Origin of the sequence: Aeromonas sp. 2MA4, assembly GCF_029237305.1 — a bacterium.
GTDB lineage: Bacteria > Pseudomonadota > Gammaproteobacteria > Enterobacterales > Aeromonadaceae > Aeromonas > Aeromonas salmonicida.
Window position 1 is genome coordinate 229444 of record NZ_JAACFY010000005.1, and the last position, 20291, is coordinate 249734.

A 20291-nucleotide genomic window follows, 5' to 3' on the forward strand; every position below is an offset into this window, starting at 1 on the left:
TCGGCACGCCGTCAGAACTGGCCCGCCATCAACTGGTTGATGTTGTAGAGGGCACGGGTATCGAGCTCCATCTCGGTGGCATAGGTATTGCCACGGGGATAGGAGGCCACTACCCGGGCGCCGCGCACCATGCCGGCCACGGACACATCCAGCGAATTGGAGGTCTGAGTCAGGTCCTTGTAGCTGCTCTGCCCCCGTACCTGCTGGCCATTAAGCTGTTCAGCGAGCTCGCGGTAGGCATCCATCTTGGAAGCCCGGATGGCTTGCAACATCTTCTCTGACTGGGACGGGCCGGGCTGGATATCGATCACCGCATAACCGACCGCCTTGAGCACCGGGAAGTCATCAGGCTTGTTGTTGCCACCGTAGTTGACCACCCGATTGCCACTGCATGCGGTCAGCAGCAGGGCCAGCAGGCATCCAAACAGGATTTTCATTGTGATCACTCCTATATCAGGGCGTCAGGTTGACCAGATGGCCGCCGGGACGCGCCTGACTATCGCGCATCAGATAACCACGGTTGATGGAGGCCCGGCCGAACGAATTGTTGGCGCCAAACAGGTATTTTTGCGGGATCAGGCTCTGGGCTGTGGTCTCCACCATCTTGGTCCGCAGATCTATGATGCGGGCATTGACCAGGATCCCCTTGCCATTGCGGCTGAAGGTACCGGTCAGGATGCGGGAGATGGGCAGACGGGGGGAAAGGTCCTTGTAATTGCGGCTCATCACGAAGTCACCCTGAGGGGTTACCTTGATGCTGCCGGTCATCTTGAAGTCCACCACCACTTCCCCACGGCGGTTCAGCTCGTAAATAAAGCTCTCCTCAATCTGCTGCCCCATCCAGTTGGTGTCCTGCAGGGTATCGAGATCGACGAAGGAGGAGACAGCAATGGGCTCGGTCAGGGTCGTGAGCGACTTGCGCTCCATCAGCTGATCGGTCATGCGGGCCACCAGCCAGTTGAGCTCCATGCCAACAGCGGCCTGGCGAGGGTCACCCTGATCCCGATTGATGGGGTCGGAACTACAGCTGGTCAGGGCCAGCGCAAGGGCCAACGCCGTGATGAGTTTGTTCATGGATACCTTTCCTGTATCTGCACCTGATTCGTTATCGGTTCGACCGGCCAAAGCTTGAGTCAGGAATGAGGCATGAATCTTGCTTTTGATTTGCAGTGTGCTGTGCAACTGACACGGTTCTGTGGTCTGTATCGGCCGGCGCCGTCACTTCGACAGGAGTGAATGCGCCGACCCGCATATTCAAGGTGTTTGTCATGAAATTACCGCTGCTGTTAATCCTGCTGCTGGCCAGCCTGTCAGCCCGGGCCGAGCTTATCGAAGCCCAGGGCAGTGCCGCCATTTTGGGGGGCGACGAGGCCTATGCCCGTGAGCAGGCGACCCGCGACGCCCTGCGCCAGGCCCTGCTGGCGAGCGGCGCTGCCGTCTCCAGCATACAGCGCCTGGAAAACGGCAGCCTGCGCTCCGAGCAGATCCAGATCCGCTCCGGTGGCGACATTCGCCAGTACCGGCTCAAACGGGAAGAGGTGCGCAACGGCCGCATGTACATCACGCTACAGGCCGACATTCAGGCCGAGCGCCAGATCTGCCAGACCCAGCATTACGCCAAGGATTTGACACTGGTACGGCTGCGGCTGCGCTATCCGGATCAGGCTAGCTACGGCGCCCTCGACGACATGCCTGCCAACCTGTCACGCCGTATGTTCGAGACCCTGGCCAACGCACCGCAAGGCGTGGCAGCCCGTCAGTGGCTGGACGAGAACCTGCGCATCGACCCGCTCCACCTGCAACAGGGGGATCGCAGCGCTCTGGAGGAGATCAAGGCCCTCAGCCTGCGCACCGACAGCCAGTATCTGGTGCTCGGCAGCATAGACGACCTCTCCCTCGAGCCTCAGGGCAACCAGCTGACCAGCTGGTATGAAGACCCCATCCGCAATTTTCGCATGCAGCTCTACCTGTTCGATGGCATCAACGGCAGCCTGATCAGCCGCAAGGAGTATCAGGGGCGTGCCAACTGGACCTTCGGCAAGCGGGACCAGGTCGGCAGCAGCAGCGGCCAGTTCTGGCAGTCGAGCTATGGCCAGGAGGTGAATTATCAGTTGCAGGAAGCGGCGCAGGATCTGGTTGCCCAGCTGAACTGTGCCCCTGTCACCGCCCGGGTGATAGGCCAGAACGAGCGAGGCCCCCACATCAATCTCGGCCGACGCAACGGCGTCAGGCTGGGGGATCAGTACCGCATCCAGCACAGCGCCGACTTCATCGATCCTTACGGCAAATCCCGCATGATGCGCAACCCGGCCGACGGCCTGTTCGAAGTGGTACAGGTATTCGAGGATGGCGCCATCATCAGCAGCCAGAACAAATATTCACCGTTTAACATCCAGATCGGGGATTTGGCAGTATTGGAATAAGAATCAAGGGTTTAAAAGGGAGCGGCTTCTTGTATAATGCCCGCCACAAAGCTCCCGTAGCTCAGTAGGATAGAGCGGTCCCCTCCTAAGGGACAGGCCACTGGTTCGACTCCAGTCGGGAGCACCATATAAAACAAGGGGTTGGCATCGTCATGGTGCCAACCCCTTGGTCGTTTTTGGCTTGGGTGTTTCTGCACATCCCAAATTCTCGAATGTGTCATCTTTTGTTACGGTATCTCTGCGTCAGCCTTGAGTACTAGGCAGACCATACAAAAACAGCGCTTACCATTCCTTAAGCGAATGGAAGCCCTGCATTGACCTTTTCGCCATGGAAAGAGTAAATGAGCAATGGATATCTACCGCTCATGTAGCCGCCACTTTACCTTCGAGATGCTGTTTCACTGTGGTGAAACTTGGCAGCGTATTCAATGCCCCAACTTACCCGAGCAAAATGACAGCTGGCTGGCCTACCGTGAACTAGCAACCCATATTCTCGACCCGCTGGTACACATGTTCGGACCTGCGTCACTCACCTACGGGTTTTGCGGGGCGGTGCTGCGTAAAACTATTCTGGCCAATCCCTCACCCGGCATAGCCCCCACCCTTGATCAGCATGCAGCATGTGAACTCAACCAGCGGGGAAGACTTATCTGCCCTCGGCAAGGAGCAGCAGTTGACTTGATATACCCACAGGAAAACAGCTATCAGGTAGCACTTTGGCTGGCTCAGCACACCCCGTTTGATCGTCTTTATCTTTATGGGGCGGATCGACCGCTTCATATCAGCTATGGACCGGAGCAGAGTCGCATGATCGTGCAGCTGGCAACTCATCAAGGTCGACGTATCCCCAAGCGTCTTACCCTCGAACAACTCAAAGGTCTGTGTTGATGCTAAGCCCCGAGCGTTTCACGCAACTGGTCTCAGCCCTGCCATACAAAAAAGTGCTGCCCGATGCGGTCTATCTGCACAAAGAGACCCTGGCTGCTACCAGCCCGCTGCTTTATCGCTTTGTCTGCGCCGTAGCTCAAGCGCTAAAGCTGCCAGAAAATGAGTGGGACCTTCTCAAATTGGCCAAGAAAGATTTCCGGCTGTCACTGCTGAGCTACCCCAGCTTCTTTGATGAGGCCTATCCCAGCCTCAAGCAGAGCGTCACCGTTGATCTGGCCAAACTGAGCCATAAAATCACCCACTACGACAACCAAGACAATCCCCCCATTCTGCATCGCAAAGAGTGCATGCTGACCCCGGATCACCCACAGGCAGAGAGCTGCCGCCAGATCACCGAAGAGGGGGAGCTAGCGGGACTTTACGATCATCCTCGCATGATTGGCTTCAAAGCCTCGTGGGAGCGGCTTATCGCAAGACATGGCTATCAACTGGTTGATGGGCGCCTGTTTCGCGCCTCCGCCCTGCCGCCCGAAGAGGGTGGCACACAGATTGATCGCCATAAAACGGCGCTGGTTCGCCATGAACTCTCAGCACCCATGAAGATGCTGGCCCGCCATGGTTATCTCGACGGTGACTATGCGCTGTTTGATTACGGCTGCGGCCGGGGGGATGACCTGCGTGAGCTGGAAGCACACGGTATTGATGCGCTGGGCTGGGACCCGAACTTTCGCCCGGATGGCGAGAAGGTTGTCTCCCATCTGGTCAATCTCGGTTTTGTGATCAACGTGATTGAGGATCAAGATGAGCGGATGGAGGCGCTGCTCGGAGCCTGGGAGCTGACCCAAACTCTGCTGGTCGTCTCGGCCATGCTGGCCAACGACAGCTTTATTGCCCAGTTCACCCCTTATAAAGATGGCGTCATCACCTCTCGTAACACCTTTCAGCGCTACTACAACCAAAGCGAGCTCAAACACTATATCGATAGGACCCTGGATGAAAATGCCATCGCCGTCGGCCCCGGCATCTTCTACGTGTTCAAAGACAAGCTCGAAGAGCAGCGCTTTTTGGCGCAGCGCCAACGTCGAAGCCACAGCTGGCAGCAGCTGACCTCGCCCACCCCCAACCATCAGGCCACTGCAGCACTGCTGATCGCTCGCCACCAACCGCTGTTTGAAGCCTTTTGGCAGCGGGCACTGACCCTTGGACGCATTCCGGCCAATGACGAATTTGAACAAAGCGACGAGTTAAGGGAGATAGCAGGCAGCCATCGCAAAGCCATGACCCTGCTTGGGCAGCATTTTGACCTGGCCCAGCTAAAACAGGCCGAACAAGAGCGACAACAAGATCTGCTGGTCTACCTGGCACTCAACCTGTTTGGCAAACGACAAGCCTATACCCAGTACCCCAGCGAGCAGCAGCGGGATATCAAAGCCTTTTTCGGTGGCAACCCGCAGGCACAGCAGGCCGCCAAAGCGCTGCTCTATCAGATCGCGGATATCGCCCTCATCAACCAGGCCTGCGAGCTGGCCCATCAACAGCTCCCCAACAGCCTGCTCTATCCCAGCCATTCACTGCTGCTGCACAAATGCTTTATTGCGCAATTACCGCCGCTGCTGCGTGTCTACCTGGGGGCAGCTTGCCAACTCTATGGTGACTTGACCGATATCGATGTGATCAAACTGCACATTCGCTCCGGCAAGGTGAGCCTGATGGGGTATGACGACTTCAGCAAGCCCATTCCCTATCTGGTGGAGCGAGTGAAGATCAAGATGGCCGAGCAGGAGGTCGATTTCTTTGACTACATCAATGCGCAGACCCGGCCACCGCTGCTTAATAAAAGCTATCTGATGGCACCGGATGATCCGAGTTTCAAGGCACAGCGCTTACTGGAGCAGAGGTTAGGCAAGTTGTTAAAAATTGACCTGCGCACAGACCACAATCTCAGCCATCAAAGATATGATTCTGCCCTCAGTGAACAAAAAAAATATGTGGTGGGGCTTCGAGTTTGCAACGTAAAAGAGTAGAATGCCCACCCTAAAATGACGTAAAAACATCAAAAATGCCTTGCCCCCCGCCAGTCATTCGTGTTTTATCTTATAAAAAAGTGACATTACGTTAATTTATGACGTAAGAGTACACGTGGCGAAGAACTAGCCTGGAGCACCATCATGAACCACTTTGACTCTGACTACTGCTACTCGTTTCCCGCCGTGCGCGGGATACAAGCCGGTCGCCCCTTCTATATCGCGACCTGCCCGATGCGCATCATCCCCAAGATTTTCAACTTCGATGAGAGCGAAGTCCCTCCTGAATTACGGGCACAGCGCACCCTGAACAAATCCCGGATCCCGGAAATGGTGCGATACCTCTTGGAGAATCCCAAGGATTACGTCTTCTCAGCCCTGACTGCATCAATTGCAGTGGACGTCGAATTTGCTGAACACCCCGGCTCCAACAATCTGGGTACCTTAAGGGTTCCGATGGATGCACAGATCCTGATCAACGATGGTCAGCATCGGCGCAAGGCTATCGAAGAAGCACTGGTGGAGCGTCCCGAATTGGGTCAGGACAACATCCCAGTCTTGTTCTTTGTCGATGAAGGATTAACTCGCAGCCAGCAGATGTTTGCTGATCTCAACAAGTACGCGGTCAAACCCAGCCCTTCACTGTCAACGCTCTATGACCATAGAGATCAAGGCTCTGAGCTTGCCCGCCATCTTGCAAGCAATATGGAACCCTTTATCGGTCTGACGGAAATGGAAAAGTCCAGCATCTCGCAGCTTTCAAGCAAGCTATTCACCCTTAGCAGCATCAAACAGGCTACCCGCGCCTTGTTGGGCAAAGGGTCGAAAGAGGGATGTACGGAAGAAGAGGCTGAACTGGCGGCACTCTATTGGCAGACTGTTTATCGCCATATGCCAGATTGGCAGATGGCCAGCCGCAAGGAAGTTTCCCCTGCCCAGCTCAGGCAGGAGTACGTTCATGCCCACGGCGTCGGTCTCCACGCGCTGGGGATGCTTGGCCGGTACCTTATTAGTGAGAATCCTGATACTTGGCAAACAGACCTTGGCAAACTCAAGACCATTGATTGGCGCAAAACCAATCCGGAATGGATTCGCAGAACCATGTCGCATGGCAAGCTCAGCAAATCAACCACAGCGCTCCAGCTTACCTGCAACGCACTTAAAACATCACTAAACCTCCCCCTCACACCCGAGGAGAAGGTACTTGAAGCTCAGGTTGTCACCCAATGAACCCCTTAATTCAGACCCATGATCTGGCCGATTATGAAGACTTCATCAATACCGAAATCTTTGCCGGACGACCACTGGCAGAATACGTAGCAGAAGTTCAACGTATCTATTGCGCTGATAAACGGCCTTGGGTCATTGGATACAGTGGCGGAAAAGACTCATCTGCCGTCTTGACCTTGATTTATTTGGCTCTGCTGGGATTATCCCCAGAAATGCGGCACAAGGATGTCTTTGTAGTGTCATCAGACACACTGGTTGAAACACCGGTCGTTGTCGACTTGATCATCCGCACCATGAAGCAGATTGAGAAAGGAGCTCAACGCGATGCTCTTCCTATCACCTCCCACCCGGTAGTCCCCAAAACCCATGAGACGTTCTGGGTCAACCTGCTGGGTAAGGGGTATCCAGCCCCCACTCGCAGCTTCCGCTGGTGTACCGAGCGGATGAAGATCAACCCAGTCAGTGACTTTATCAAAGACAAAGTCAGCCAGTTTGAAGAGGTGATCGTTGTGCTCGGCTCTCGCAGCAGCGAGAGCGCTTCCCGTGCCCAAGTAATTGCCAAGCACAAGATCGATGGCTCTCGTCTTGCCCGCCATACCACACTGGCCAATGCCTTTATCTACACCCCGATCGATACCTGGGATGTGGAAGACGTATGGAAACTGTTGCGTGGTGCCTTCAAATACGCGCCAGATGATGTGGAAGAGTGGGAGAACCCCTGGGGAGGCAATAACCGCCCTCTCTGGACCCTCTATATGGACTCCTCGGGTCAAGGCGAGTGTCCATTGGTCATTGATGACAGCACCCCTTCTTGCGGTAATTCACGCTTTGGTTGCTGGACCTGCACCGTGGTAACCAAAGACAGAGCGATGGAAAGTCTGATCCAAAATGGTGAAGACTGGATGCTGCCCTTGCTCAAGTTTCGCAACCAGCTAGCTCTGACGACAGACCCAGCGCAAAAAGATACCTACCGCAACTACAAGCGCCGCACCGGCAAGGTGAGCTATCAGTATGCTAAAGAGGGTGAAGAGCTCAGCGCCGAGCGCAAACATGTCCCTGGACCTTACTGGCTGAAATACCGCAAAGAGTGGCTTCAAGAACTGCTTGAAATGGAGCGTGATCTCAACCTGCGTGGCCACACCATCACCCTGATCACCAAGCCGGAGCTGCATGCGATTCGCCAGGAGTGGTTAACTGATCCTAACGAGCCGGATTGGAATGACTCACTGCCAGCTATATACCAGGAGGTTTATGGCGAAGATCTCGATTGGCTAATCGACGATCAGTCTCGATTTAACGCTAGCGATGCTGAGCTGCTGGCACAACTAAGCCAGGGCTATGATGTCGAGCCCGAGATGGTGATGAAGCTGATAGAACTCGAAATATCCCTTGAAGGACTTAGCCGCCGCCAAGGCGTCTTCGCCAAAATAGGAACCATCCTGAAACAAGATTGGGGCAGTCTCGAAGCCATCGAGCAGAAGCAGGCCCAGTTACAAAAGCGCAACGAGCGTGATCTCTATCAAGAAGAAGTAGAACAAATCGAACAGTCGCTTGCTGAATTGCAAAAGCAATTGGCACAAGCCGACGATATGGCAGCGCTGTTTAGTGAGGCAGTAAAAAATGATCATTAAGAAGTTGGTCTTGCATAACTTTCGTGTATTTCGTGGTCACCACGAAATAGAGTTGACCCCACAAAAACGCGATCACGAGCGACACGACAGACCTATCGTGCTTTTTGGTGGCCTCAACGGTGCAGGCAAAACCTCTATTTTGTCAGCCATTCGTTTGGCGCTATATGGTCGCCTGGCTTTTGATAACCTGATCCACAATCAGGACTATATTGACCAACTTACGGCGCTGATCCATAACGGCGTTAGCAAAGCGCTACAACCTCATGATGCCTCTATCGAACTGGTTTTTACCTATAACCAGGGGGGCACTGAGTCTGAATTTACCGTTATTCGAAGCTGGAATCGCAATAAAAAAGATAGACTCAAGCTGCTGCAAAATGGGGTCTCGCTGGACGAGCTTAACTATGAACAGTGCCAGGGTTTTCTCAATGAGTTAATCCCGCACGGTATTGCTGATCTCTTCTTTTTTGATGGCGAAAAAATCGCCTCGCTGGCAGAAGATGAATCAGGCAAGATTCTGCAGACTGCGGTACGCCGCCTGCTCGGCCTTGATCTGATTGCCAAACTGCGCACTGACCTTGGCATCTACTTAAAGCAGCAAGGGACCAAAGAGCTGGGTACCCAACAACAGCAAAAACTGGCTGAGCTGGAACAGAATAAAAAGCTGTCTGCCAAACAGGCTGAGCATTATCGATTTGAAGCCGATTTGGTGATGGCCAGGATTGGCCTGATTACCCAAGATATTCAGAAATATGAAGCCATGTTGGCAGCACAGGGTGGTGCATTTGCGCGGACAAAAAATCAGGAGCAGCAGAAAGTTGCTGAACTGGTAAAAGAAAAAGAACAGCTTGAAAAGAGCCTACGCCATGAATGTGATGGTTCCCTCCCCTTTGCACTGGCCCCCAACACCATGGCCAAACTGCAGCAACAGCTGACCAAAGAAATCGAGATAAAACGGGCTCGCAGCTTTTCCCAAGAGCTCAATCTCTTTCTCGAACAGCTTAAAGCCAATATTGGCTTTAAAGGCAAAGAGACGCTGGCCATCACAACCCAAGCAATCGAAGAGCAGCTTGATAGTTTTATGGCCAATAAACCGCAAGGTGAAGTCCTCTTTGATATCTCGGAGCGCGAGACCCACGCCATCATCGTGGCGATCAGTCAGGAAAGCCAACGGGCTTGGGCCAAATTTGATGTGCAGCGTCATGAATTGGCCAAGGTTGAACATCAACTGGAGCAAGCCGCCAGCAATATTGAGCGGGCGCCTGATGATGAGCAGCTAATGGATATCTTCCAAACCCTGCGAGACATGGACAGTCAACGGCAAGAGGAGCGCCACAAATACAAGGTGCTACTGGAGCAAGCCAAGCAAGCGGTAATGAATCAACTGGATTGTGCCCGCCAGATCCAGAAACTGCACGATAAAGCCAGAGAGCAATATGGTGCCGTGAGTGCCGTGCAATATGCCAATGAGACCATCTCCCTGCTGGATGAATACAGCGATGTACTGACCCAGGCTCGGGTTAAAACGCTGGAGCAGAATTTTGAAGTGGCCTACCGAAAATTGGCCAGAAAGGAAGACTTGCAAATTAAGGCCAGGATCAATCCTCACACCTTTGATGTGGAACTGGTAGACGAAGCGGGTATTGCCATTAATAGAAAGTCGCTCTCGGCCGGTGAGAAGCAAATTTATGCCATCGCGATCCTGGAGGCCTTGGCCAAAACGTCTGGTCGACAACTGCCGGTCATTATTGATACCCCGCTGGGGCGTCTTGATTCACACCATAGAGACAAGCTAATTCACCACTACTTCCCCTATGCCAGTCATCAGGTGATCTTGCTGTCGACTGACACGGAGGTGGATGAACGCTATTTTGCCAGTGCTCTGGCTGATGATATCTCTCATGCCTATCAGATCCAATTTGATGCTCTGACCAAGTCATCAAAGCTGACCAAAGGCTACTTCTGGAAAGAGAATCTTGTCCAAGTGCAAGCCAAGGAGGTTTGTTAATGCTCCCGAATCGCATGCAGCTCACCCGCCAAACAGAAGAGCAGCTTAAACGACTAAAAACCAATACCGGGATCACTCCCAATGTGGCAGCACGCTTGGCTTTTTTCCGCTCAGTGGAAACCGATTTTCGCTACCACCCAGACCATAAAAAACTGGATGGTAGCCTGGTACTCGACAAGATCACCTGGCTGGGAGAGACTCTGGTTGTTACTGAGCTCACCCTCCAGATGATATATCCTGACCTGGATCATAAGGATTGGATAAAAGCCTGGGCTGCTCATGTTGAAGATGGAATATCAGGGCTACGTAATTATAAAACATTAGGCCATTTAACCTGCTCATTATAAATATAAGAAGGTATAGTGAATATTTTATCTCACTATACCTTCTTTATCGGAAACAGCTTCTTCATCTCAGAAAGGTAAGTGCTTTTTTCCAAAAAAGAAAAGGCATCAAAGCATCGCTTGTAATATTCATACTCCTCACACTTCAATATTTTTTGTAGAGTGCGACTTACCTCTGCATAGCACTCATTAAAGTCATCTATGTGTGGAAAATTGAATCCATGCCCAACAAGTGACTTATTTCTTATTTTAATTAGCTTACTAATGATCCTTCCGTCAATATTAACATTGCAAACCTCTAATTGTATTTTAAGAATATTAACGCCATTGATACTTTTAGTCGTTCCTTTCATACAAATCTGTCCATTTTCAACGACTAACGCATCTTTTTTAAGTAAGAAAAATGTTGCTGATATTTCAAATGTCCTGAGCAATAAACTATATGCAAGGTTAGATGACAATGCATTTTTATAAAATAATGCCATTTTAATTAAAAGAGCACAGTATAAAAGAGACGCTCGTTCATTCTTGAACTTAGAATATCTTATGTAATCGTCTACAACATCTCTTAATAGCTTTACTCTTTCTGCTGCCTGTAACCCATAATCCTCTTTGACGGGAATACTTCTATTAATAGCGTTGAATATATTAAATATAAAGTCACTTATTTTGCTATTATTTAGCGAGCCCCAGTAATCATCATCCAATTCCTTATATAAACATCCATTTATTTCAGAGTTATACAATTTCCATATTTCATTATCAATTATAATATTTGATATTATCGGGCTTAAGTCTTTATAAAATGACTGAAAAAGTCCATTCTCACTAGTGGACATCTCATTTAATATGTTCTCTATATAAGCCTTTTTCTTACCACCAACATCTTTTCTAAAAATAAAGGTATATAGGTAATTGTATATAGGAATTGTACTTAATGGCACAAACTCTTTACTATTACCGTACTCGTACAAATAAAATCCATTACAATCATTAACATTGAGGAGGGCATAAATAGCAACAAGTTCTTTGATACACTGTTCAGATACAGGATATTCACTTATACAAATGCATTTATCCAATATCTCTAATGGAATATCTATCCCATTAAGTGCACCACCAAAAAATATAAAGTAATCGATACAAGATTTTGCTGCAATTTCTTGCAGCAAATCTACAGCTAAATCATCCTCGAAAATATTAAAATTTACGGTACAAACTTCCAAGTTTAAACTCCTTATTCGAAGTTTGAATCTAGATCTGAATCTGAATCTGAATCAAACTCGGAGTCAAGATATTCTGATGAGGGTGACAGTTCAGTCAAACCAAAAACATCTAACTTTAACGATAGGACAGTGCTTAATTCTCTCATTGCTAATCTAGTGTCATTTTCTATATATTTTTTTACAAGCACTTCAAAGTCATTGCTTATTTTATCTTTGCTTATTTTTCCATCTTTATAGTCTTTTTCATCTCGCTTACGCTTATTTTCTGCAAATTGCAGTTCTTCTCTATCCTCCAGATCCAAACCTTTATCGGTTACATATGATGCCTTAAAAATTTTAACTCTATTTTTAGAATACAGTTCCATATATTTGTTTATAGAGAAATATGCATGATTTGTTATATTTTCAATAAAAGTTGCTTCACTCCCATCCAAACAAGATGTATTTACTCCTGCATTTTTCATAATGATATTGAATTTATCCTTTGATGCTAAATATCCAGCAATAAGACATGATATCCCAACTCTAGAATCATTGGATGGATTTATCTTATTCGAATAAAAAACAAATGACTGACAATACTCTCTTAATGGTGACACGATCTGATTAATATCTTTTGAAATTTCATTTATCAACATCTTAAAAACATTATTTGCACAAACTAATTCGACTCCGCTCTGTCGACCAATCTTAACAAGATCAAACCATGTCAGAAAAATTGCTCGCTGAAAAATTGCATGGTTAAGCAATGGGAACGTTTTATCTTCTTTGCACAACCCAACGTCCTCTTCAAAAATACGAAGGTTGTATCTAGCCTCTCTCATTGAAGTACCTTCTGAGATAGGCGTGTATTCTAAGAGATAATCTAAAACAGGCTGGAAATGGGTTTCACCATGGGCATTAAGTTTAGCTTTGTTTTCTAGTTCTAATATTTTTTCATTAAAACATCTTACTGCTGGCTCATAAAGGTTGGACTCAAAGAAAATCCACTCAATCATAGGGGTAACATAAGAATGAACTTGATCTTTAATATACTGTTTCTGTGATAAAGAAAATCTATCCCATGTAACTTTAGGATACTCAATATGATCATCATCATTAGGATGAACGAAATCTTTTATTTCATCAAACTGAATCATGTAATTAAATGGTAGTTTTGCTTTACCAAAGGTCTCAGATAAAGCTTTTTCAATTACCCCAATACTAGTTACATAATACTTCTTTGTGATTTCTGTAGAGAGCTTTTTATTTTTTTGACTCCACTCTACTTGAGCTAGCGCTTTTAATCCACGGCCATCTAATATAGATGAACACAAATCCCTACAAATAATACTTCCAACATTACCTTCAGATAACAAAATATTGAAGTGCCCACCTACCTGTATTGCATTCTTATTTACATCAACAAACAACTGCCTAAATATTTCAGCAATAGTAGGGACTTTATATTCATTTTCCTTAAATTTCTCTACCACTTCGACTGTTGAATTAGGGGAAAATAAAATACACACTGGAATTGCAAGCTCTTTTAAGCTTTCAGGACTATCCATATATACGTTCATAAGTGCTTTCAATCGATGTTGCCCATCGATTACGACTAATTTTATGCCTCTCTCAATGCTATTTGAAATATTAATTTCTATTTGAGCAGGTTCTCTTGATACACTAATTTCTTCATCCGAGATTGCAGATGGTTTGAATACGTAACCATTGTTTGCTTTGCGAAGGGAAATTTTAAAAAGTGATTCCCACTCGCGAACTACGATCTTACCATTGTCATTTATAGACTGCGGAGAATAATGAGACTCCATTCTCTTATTCGTAACTGGCACGGCTGCAACTAGCAATGGTGGAAAGAAAATAGTTTTTGTTCCCACCTCAGCTTGAGTCAGTTGAGGTGATGTTAAATATGGACTAATTTCAGACCTAACCCTCTCTTCATCAATATCTCTTTGAAGAAGCTGCTCGAAATCAATTGAAGCTGGTTTTATATCTCTTGCAAACGTAAGAGTATTTAGTTGAGATGACTTTAATGTAGTAACAAAAAATTCTATCGGAAAATTATTTATCGTTGAAAATCGACCAAAAGATCCCCAACGTTTAAACGTATATATATCTTCACTCTCAAACTCATCAAAAATATTACTGTCAGACATATTATACAATCTCCCAAAATGCTCTATCCCGCATCATAGATACCTTTTTATCTCCATCAATATAGAGACTAAAGTGTTTATCCAATTTACGGATGGTTTCCATTAATTGCTCTTGCTCGGCCTTATCATCTTTATTAAAGATGGCCTTGATGTCTGCATTCTTTATCTCGGCGACGCGATGCACCACCCAGGTCAAGATATAAGAGCCGTAGTTGTTTTCCCCGGTTTTAAAGTGGCTCAAGTCCTGGGTTGAGAGGATCACCCCAACCCCGTACTCGCGCCCCTCTTTCAGGATCTTGCGCAGGCTGGGGAAGTCCTGCGACATGAAGTTGTCAGCCTCGTCGACCAGGATCATCTTGGTGATCTGGCGATAATCCCCGTTTACTTGTGGCTTGCCGCGTTTTTGCATCTGTGAATAGAAGAGATCCAGCGTCAGGGCTACCACCAGGTTCTGGATCTGGGGTGAGTAGCCCGCCAGCTCGATCACCGTCACGCCATCGAGCAGCTCATACAGGGAGCTCACCTCATCCGGCATGGTTTCGAATATCTCGTAAGTGACCAGCGAGTCGAGCGCGGCATAGAGGGAGTCCTCCTCCACCTTCTCCTGCTCAAGATAGAGATCCCACACTTGAGCCAAGGTGGGCGCAGGCCTTGACCAAGTGCTGGCGTCAGACCTGCTGATCCCCGCCAGCTCATAGGCATCGAGGATCAACTTGCGCAGTCGCAGCTGCTGCTTGGGCCCTAGGCCAAAGGCTTTGGCCAGGGTCTCAGCAAACCCGGTAGCGGTATGCACCGGCAACATCGGCATCTCACCATAGAGCGAGAGCGGGTTGTACGGCAGGCGATACAACCGCAGCCGCTTGCTCTGGTTGGCCTCGCTAAAGGCATCATCCACATAGTCGGATTTGTAATCGAAGATCAGCAGGCCGATCCGTGCCCCCTCGACGTTGTTGTCTTGCTGGCGCATCAGCTGGGTGATCAGCGACTTGGTAAACTGGGTTTTGCCGGTGCCCATGGTGCCTATGATGCCGGTATTGGTATTCATAAAGCGGGCGGTATTGGTCGGCTCCCAATAGAGCGGGGTTTGCCGCAGAGCCTCGTGGCCGAACAAGATACGCACGGGCTCTGCGGGTGCGTGAGGAGTCACAGGAACAGGAACAGGAACAGGAACAGGAACAGGAACAGGAACAGGAACACTAGAGCAAGGCGCAGGCTTAACCACCTCCTCTCTGGGCCCCAGCAGATATTGTTTGTCTACGTGGCACAGGGTCACCAACTCATCAAGCGCAGGGGCGCTACAGGCCTGAATCAGGCTACCCAGCAAGGCATAGGGCAGTTCAACCTGTAAAACGCCACGCTCGGTCATCTGGTAATGAGGCACAAAGAAGCTGTCGTTTTCGATATGGGCGACCACAAAGCCTTCGGGATAGTCGGGCACGCTGGCCAGGCTATATTCCCCTTTGAGCCACCACTCCCGCTCGGTCAGCAGCGGAGCAAGCTGCGCCGGCTGCATCACCTGATATAGGCAAAGCTTGTCGACCTGCATCAGCACCTGACGAATAAAGAGACCACGGTAGAGCCGCGCAGCCAGGGTATTGGGGCCAAGCACCTCTTCCATCAGGTAACGTTTAAGCTCCAGCGCCTGTTGCCCGGCATAGGCAAAGTCGGGTCTGACACCTGTCTTGACCTCCAGAGGCAGCAGATAGAGTTGCTTGCCATTGAAGCCGACAAAGAGCACGTCATCGGAAATGGCCCCTTTGCGATACCCATGTACATGACGAGAGAACTCGCTGTCGCTCATCTTGAGGCCGACATTGCCAGAGACGCGGATCATCTCGGCCACGGAGAGGGGTACCCAGCAGATATCGGATTGCCTCAACAAGGCCGAAACAAACTTGTAGGCACCAATGATGCCATTCTTCTCTTTGCGCTCCTTGTCGTGGGCCGTGAGCATCTTGAGCAGCCACTCGCCATTGAAGGCATTGAATTCGGATAGCAGTGTCTCCCCTTGTCCATGACCCTCTTTTTGCAGCAAGCGTTTAAAGAGGTCGACCTGCTTGGTCACCGTGATGGCGTCATAACCGGCCGCACTGGTGTATTGATCCGAGTAGTGGATCAACACCACATCCTGCTGACTGGTGAAGAAATCGAGAGTCACCTTGGGATCGATGATGGTGGTCCACAGTGCGCTGTCATAAGAGCGGGTCAACAGAGCCTTGAAATCGGCACTGACCGCCAGCCCCAGGCTGGTCTCCAGATACTGGGCATTGCTCTGGCTGGCCGGTTGCCACAGGTTGCCCAGCATGCGGGCCACACGCAACGACTGTACCCCTTGATAGGGCACACCACGCAGACCAAAGGCGGTGAAATAGGCCGCCCCTTTCGTTTCGGCCGCTTCCCCGGCGATCAAGCCATCACACAGCACACCACTGAGCGCCTCATCGGTATTGATGGGATGGCACTCTACCGGCTCCTGGTTGCGGAAGAACGCCAGATGGGCATAGGCGAACTGCTCGCGCTCGTTGGGCAGGGTGAACTTGCTGTAGGTCAGACGGCTGCGGATCAGGTCGATCAGCATATCGGCCTCAGCACGCAACGCGGTGGTATTCAAACCAAGCCAGGCTTTCAGCTCGTCATAAGCGGCCGTTTCGGCAAAGCGGTCGAAGTCGTTGAATTGCAGCCGCTCATCGTAGAAGTTCACATGAATGGCAATAGCCTGCTCTTTGTGATGCTTGAAGTGCTCGATCAAACCGAGGAAGAGCTCTGCCGCACTCGCCTGATTGATGGCATTGACGATCAGGGTGCTCTTGGCTCCGGCACTGAACAGACGGGAATAGGCTTGAGTAAACTCGGCCAGTTTGTCGCGCACCAGACGCTTGATGTAGCTGTAGCTCTCCTGCTTTTGTGGCACCACATCGAGCCAGAAGCTGTTCTCTCGCACCGGCAGCAGATGGGCGTAGCCAGAGTCATTGTCATAGACGAAAGGCAGCAAGCCAGATGCAACCAGGCGCTCGCGGGTCACCTCGGGTAATTCGGCGAAAGAGCTGACGCCATCCTCATCGCGATCGGCTTTTATCTCGGCCACCAGCTGCAAGTGATAGGCAAGTACCAAGGGGTGCAGCGGGCTAAGGCGTTGCCACTCCTCCTGGCGGCACAAGCCAATGCGCATCAGCTGTTTGTGCTCGAGCGCCAACACCGCATTGGTCGGTATCTCGCTTAATGCCGCTTCGTAGGCATCCAGCACCCGCTGCACCAGGGCGCAATAGCTGTCGCCCCAGGCCACCAGACTCGGCAATGTTTTATGGTGTTGCAGGTAATCAAACAGACCTTCGTAAGCACTATGCAAGGTGGGAAACATAGCGCTTATCGCAGCCAGAGGCATAGGTTCGGCGCTCAAACCGATATACAGCACACGCTCATCAACCATGCGAGCTTCGAGATTCAACAGTTGCTGGCGGATCCCGACCACCCCACTTTCGCTGTTATCGAAAATGATCTTGCCTTTGGCCCGTAGATACTCGGCATTACGGTCATCTCTGAGCAGCTTGGCGAAACGCTCTCTGTCAAACAGCAGCGGAACGCAAATGCTCTCATCGGCGGCCGGGCCTTCAATATTGATGGGCAAGCGACGCTCACCATTGACTAGATCAAACTGGATCTGTTCACTCTGCTCGGCCAGCGTATCGAAGTTCACCCAGCCACAAGCGCTGCAATCCACTTCTCCATCGTCATCAGCCAGATGCATGATGGCGTCTTGCTCAGAGTTGACCTTGAACTTGTTCTCTTCCAGCAACAGGGTCAGCCACTTCTTGCCGGCATCAACCCGGAAACAATGCAGCAGCTCATCGAAATAGAAATCTCCCTGCTCTACCACCAGGCAGCGGAACTTGTACTCTTCGGAGCGGTTATCGCGTTTGAGCTCAAGGCTAAAAAAGGTGGGTTCTCCCGTGACGGGCAAGGTCACCGTCGCCCAGCAACGCTTGCCACCGACACGGCTGACAGAATAAGTGACCGAATTTTTGAGCGACCCATTGTGCATCAGTTTGAACTGGCTCTCGTCCAGATCATTACCGATGAAGGTGAAAGAGAGGTTGAGGGTTTTCTCTCCCGGTGGCAGCTGGATCAGCAAGCTCAGGTCGCGCTGCCCCGCCTTGCTCTGGCTTTTGGCTCTTTGCTGCAGTGAACCACTTTCAACGACCACCTCTTCCAATAGCAACTTTTGCGCTTTGTTGGCTTCAATCTCCTTGAGGTAGGCTTCGAATTCCAATTCACGCCAGCTCTCATCCTGGAAATGCTGGCGGATAAACTTGGCGCTGAACTCTTTCAAAACACTCTCGAGCTGATCGATATCATAATGCTCAACCGAATCTTCAATCTCGCGCCGCAGCTTGCGGTTGGCTTGCAGCCGCTTGCTGATCTGGGCCTTCTTGCCACTCCAGCTCAAAATGACCGGGTCATTGAATAGCTGGAGCTCATCAAACTCCAGAACACCATCTTGATCCAGTGCACTGAACAGAGGAGCAAAACCAAATACGGTCGCCCCCTCTTCGGTTATAAGAGCCAGTTGCTCTTCGAGCAGACAGGCTGACAGCTCCTTGTTGCTGCTGCCGACATCAATCAGTGCGCCAAGCTGCTGCGAGAGACTATCCGGATGCCAGACCGCACCGGGTGCCCCCAAATCAAGCGCACTGTTGATCAGAGTATCCAGCATGCTGTTGTGGATAATGAGCAAGGCTGCTTTTTCAAATTCTGCACTGCGTCCTGCTACCAGATCACGCAAACGGGAAATGTAGTTTTCGGTAAATCCGGGAGCCTCACCATGCAACACAGGTAAAACCCGCACGCCATTACATTCAATGTATGGCAGGCTAATACCATCGGCCGTTGCCAGCGTATTTGTGGCAGCAAAGGTCACCAGTGACTGATATAACACCAGGCCGTTGTCGGCGCTGGGGGATTTGAACTGGTAACGAGAGCCCGGCTCAATATCGGCACTGACCCACTCGATAAAGCGCTCGGCCAGAAAATGCTCAAAGGGTCTTGCGGACATACACGGCGTCTCCACTATCACTCATTCGTTCTACATTGCCCATGCGCTCATAGAAGCTGACCAATTGCTGCAACGACTGGTTATCAAGATAAAAACCGCGCAGCTCGAACCCTTTGCGCAGATCGTGCAGACGCAGCTTGTCGGCTTTGCCGATGGTGAGATTGGTCAGCAGCAACAGCTGATCCTGATTCAGCACCAGAGTGCGGCCAGCGGCCCCCCTGGCCTGAATAAAATCACTGAGCAGCTTCTCTTCCAGCTCTTTGACATATTTCCTGTTCACGCCGCCACGGGAGGTGTTGGCATCACGGAATTGCTCCAGTGCCAACTCTTTGAGCTGCTCAAAGGCTTCCGCCACGCTGTTTGTGCGAGGCCGTACAGCCTGCAATCTGCGGATTTCTCTAAAGGCCTGTAGATAGTTGTTCAGCTCCTCCAGCAACTGAGCCTGGTCAGCATATTGCGTGGCATCGCGATAAACCTGCCAGAGCGGTCTTTTCTTTGCATCCCCCGGCAACTGGAGCACGTCAAGGGCGGAAAGCAGCGGGAAAACCCGCTCGCTGGCAGCAGCCAGCAGCTTGTAGCCAGAGCGCTTTACCGATGTACGTTCGGAGCTGGCCTTTTCCGAATCGAGAATAAAGTAGAGAGGCTTGCTCTGGGGCTCATGTTGCCAGTCGGTCACATTCAGTGCCAGCTGAGCACAGTAGGCAAAGGCATACAGCTTGAGTGTGCCGGGCAAGGCTTGCAGCAGGTACTGGGGATTTGCAGCCAAAAAGCGAATATCTTCACGAAATACGGCATTCAAAAAAGGCAGATAAGGTAGCTCATCCTCATTTTTTACCAGACTGCCGCTTTGCAGCCTGCCTTGCAGAACTGACAACAGTTCTTGCTCGACAAAATTGAGCTTGTCATCAAGCGCATCTTCAAGAAAGAAATCCCCCAACAGGCCTGCAAACAATTTGCACAATCGCGTATCTGACGCGCTGAGATCGGCTTGTCCACTCTTCTTCCCTTTGGCCTTGAACAAGAGGAACAGCGGTGAAATGTGAAAGAGTGAGTCATTTGAAAAATAGGCTCGCTCAAGCACCTGCCAAAAATCAGGATCATCGAGCTTGCCTACAAACCGGGCTCTGCACTCCTCCTTAAACTGCTCGAACTCATAGGCTGTCACCTGCTTGCGCAAGGAAAGCCCCAGCACGACACCCGTCACGGTATCCCAGTCAAACTCATTGCCTTTGTTGCGAATGGGCCAGTAGTTGGTGAGCTTGTTTTTATCAACCGGAGCTAATCCGACAGGAATTGGATACAGAGACATGA

General features: G+C 50.2%; 13 protein-coding genes and 1 tRNA gene. 8 read left to right on the plus strand and 6 right to left on the minus strand.

Annotated features, from left to right (window positions below; all coding sequences use genetic code 11):
- Positions 1-11: 11 nt before the first annotated feature.
- Both GWQ31_RS07855 and GWQ31_RS07860 read right to left on the minus strand, forming a co-directional pair.
- Complete coding sequence (locus GWQ31_RS07855) at positions 12-437, minus strand: LPP20 family lipoprotein (protein ID WP_021140532.1); 426 nt, start codon at positions 435-437, stop codon at positions 12-14.
- Between the two features lie 16 nt (positions 438-453).
- On the minus strand, positions 454-1074 hold the full coding sequence (locus tag GWQ31_RS07860) for a FlgO family outer membrane protein (RefSeq protein ID WP_275909050.1): 621 nt from the start codon (positions 1072-1074) through the stop codon (positions 454-456).
- 194 nt (positions 1075-1268) lie between these two features.
- Between GWQ31_RS07860 and GWQ31_RS07865 the strand changes: the two genes are divergently transcribed.
- The 8 genes from GWQ31_RS07865 to dndE all read left to right on the plus strand — a co-directional run bounded on the left by GWQ31_RS07865 (position 1269) and on the right by dndE (position 10551).
- Positions 1269-2423 (plus strand): flagellar assembly protein FlgT, encoded by a 1155-nt coding sequence (locus GWQ31_RS07865; protein ID WP_265421661.1) that lies wholly within the window; start codon positions 1269-1271, stop codon positions 2421-2423.
- A gap of 50 nt (positions 2424-2473) precedes the next feature.
- Positions 2474-2550, plus strand: a tRNA-Arg gene (locus GWQ31_RS07870).
- 221 nt (positions 2551-2771) lie between these two features.
- Entirely contained in the window at positions 2772-3311 is a 540-nt protein-coding gene (locus GWQ31_RS07875) for a hypothetical protein (protein WP_275909051.1), read from the plus strand.
- A complete protein-coding gene (locus GWQ31_RS07880) occupies positions 3311-5335 on the plus strand; it encodes a DNA phosphorothioation-associated putative methyltransferase (RefSeq protein WP_275909052.1) in 2025 nt (674 codons plus the stop codon). Before GWQ31_RS07875 ends, GWQ31_RS07880 begins: the two co-directional genes overlap by 1 nt.
- A gap of 144 nt (positions 5336-5479) precedes the next feature.
- On the plus strand, positions 5480-6565 hold the full coding sequence (dndB, locus tag GWQ31_RS07885) for a DNA sulfur modification protein DndB (protein ID WP_275909053.1): 1086 nt from the start codon (positions 5480-5482) through the stop codon (positions 6563-6565).
- Positions 6562-8196, plus strand: coding sequence for a DNA phosphorothioation system sulfurtransferase DndC (gene dndC / locus GWQ31_RS07890; protein WP_275909054.1), 1635 nt, complete (start codon positions 6562-6564; stop codon positions 8194-8196). The genes dndB and dndC overlap by 4 nt, the downstream gene beginning before the upstream one ends.
- Positions 8186-10204, plus strand: a complete 2019-nt coding sequence (dndD, locus tag GWQ31_RS07895) for a DNA sulfur modification protein DndD (RefSeq protein WP_275909055.1) — start codon at positions 8186-8188, stop codon at positions 10202-10204. The genes dndC and dndD overlap by 11 nt, the downstream gene beginning before the upstream one ends.
- Complete coding sequence (dndE, locus tag GWQ31_RS07900) at positions 10204-10551, plus strand: DNA sulfur modification protein DndE (protein ID WP_275909056.1); 348 nt, start codon at positions 10204-10206, stop codon at positions 10549-10551. The genes dndD and dndE overlap by 1 nt, the downstream gene beginning before the upstream one ends.
- Before the next feature lie 32 nt (positions 10552-10583).
- Here the strand turns inward: dndE and GWQ31_RS07905 are convergent, their stop codons facing one another.
- Genes GWQ31_RS07905 through dptG form a run of 4 tightly spaced genes read right to left on the minus strand, consistent with a single transcriptional unit; the run spans position 10584 to position 20289 of the window.
- On the minus strand, positions 10584-11774 hold the full coding sequence (locus GWQ31_RS07905) for a hypothetical protein (RefSeq protein WP_275909057.1): 1191 nt from the start codon (positions 11772-11774) through the stop codon (positions 10584-10586).
- 11 nt (positions 11775-11785) lie between these two features.
- Positions 11786-13930, minus strand: coding sequence for a DNA sulfur modification protein DndB (locus GWQ31_RS07910; RefSeq protein WP_275909058.1), 2145 nt, complete (start codon positions 13928-13930; stop codon positions 11786-11788).
- 1 nt (position 13931) lies between these two features.
- Positions 13932-18980: a DNA phosphorothioation-dependent restriction protein DptH gene (dptH, locus tag GWQ31_RS07915; protein WP_275909059.1), complete on the minus strand. Its 5049-nt coding sequence runs from the start codon at positions 18978-18980 to the stop codon at positions 13932-13934.
- The gene (gene dptG / locus GWQ31_RS07920; protein ID WP_275909060.1) at positions 18961-20289 is read right to left on the minus strand and encodes a DNA phosphorothioation-dependent restriction protein DptG; all 1329 of its coding nucleotides are present in this window, start codon (positions 20287-20289) and stop codon (positions 18961-18963) included. Before dptG ends, dptH begins: the two co-directional genes overlap by 20 nt.
- Positions 20290-20291: the final 2 nt, after the last annotated feature.

Excerpts from the sequence above, each read along its gene's own strand:
- GWQ31_RS07855 (WP_021140532.1), bottom strand. The coding sequence starts at position 437 with ATGAAAATCCTGTTTGGATGCCTGCTGGCCCTGCTGCTGACCGCATGC.
- GWQ31_RS07860 (WP_275909050.1), bottom strand. The coding sequence starts at position 1,074 with ATGAACAAACTCATCACGGCGTTGGCCCTTGCGCTGGCCCTGACCAGC.
- GWQ31_RS07865 (WP_265421661.1), top strand. The coding sequence starts at position 1,269 with ATGAAATTACCGCTGCTGTTAATCCTGCTGCTGGCCAGCCTGTCAGCC.
- GWQ31_RS07875 (WP_275909051.1), top strand. The coding sequence starts at position 2,772 with ATGGATATCTACCGCTCATGTAGCCGCCACTTTACCTTCGAGATGCTG.
- GWQ31_RS07880 (WP_275909052.1), top strand. The coding sequence starts at position 3,311 with ATGCTAAGCCCCGAGCGTTTCACGCAACTGGTCTCAGCCCTGCCATAC.
- dndB (WP_275909053.1), top strand. The coding sequence starts at position 5,480 with ATGAACCACTTTGACTCTGACTACTGCTACTCGTTTCCCGCCGTGCGC.
- dndC (WP_275909054.1), top strand. The coding sequence starts at position 6,562 with ATGAACCCCTTAATTCAGACCCATGATCTGGCCGATTATGAAGACTTC.
- dndD (WP_275909055.1), top strand. The coding sequence starts at position 8,186 with ATGATCATTAAGAAGTTGGTCTTGCATAACTTTCGTGTATTTCGTGGT.
- dndE (WP_275909056.1), top strand. The coding sequence starts at position 10,204 with ATGCTCCCGAATCGCATGCAGCTCACCCGCCAAACAGAAGAGCAGCTT.
- GWQ31_RS07910 (WP_275909058.1), bottom strand. The coding sequence starts at position 13,930 with ATGTCTGACAGTAATATTTTTGATGAGTTTGAGAGTGAAGATATATAT.
- dptH (WP_275909059.1), bottom strand. The coding sequence starts at position 18,980 with ATGTCCGCAAGACCCTTTGAGCATTTTCTGGCCGAGCGCTTTATCGAG.
- dptG (WP_275909060.1), bottom strand. The coding sequence starts at position 20,289 with ATGTCTCTGTATCCAATTCCTGTCGGATTAGCTCCGGTTGATAAAAAC.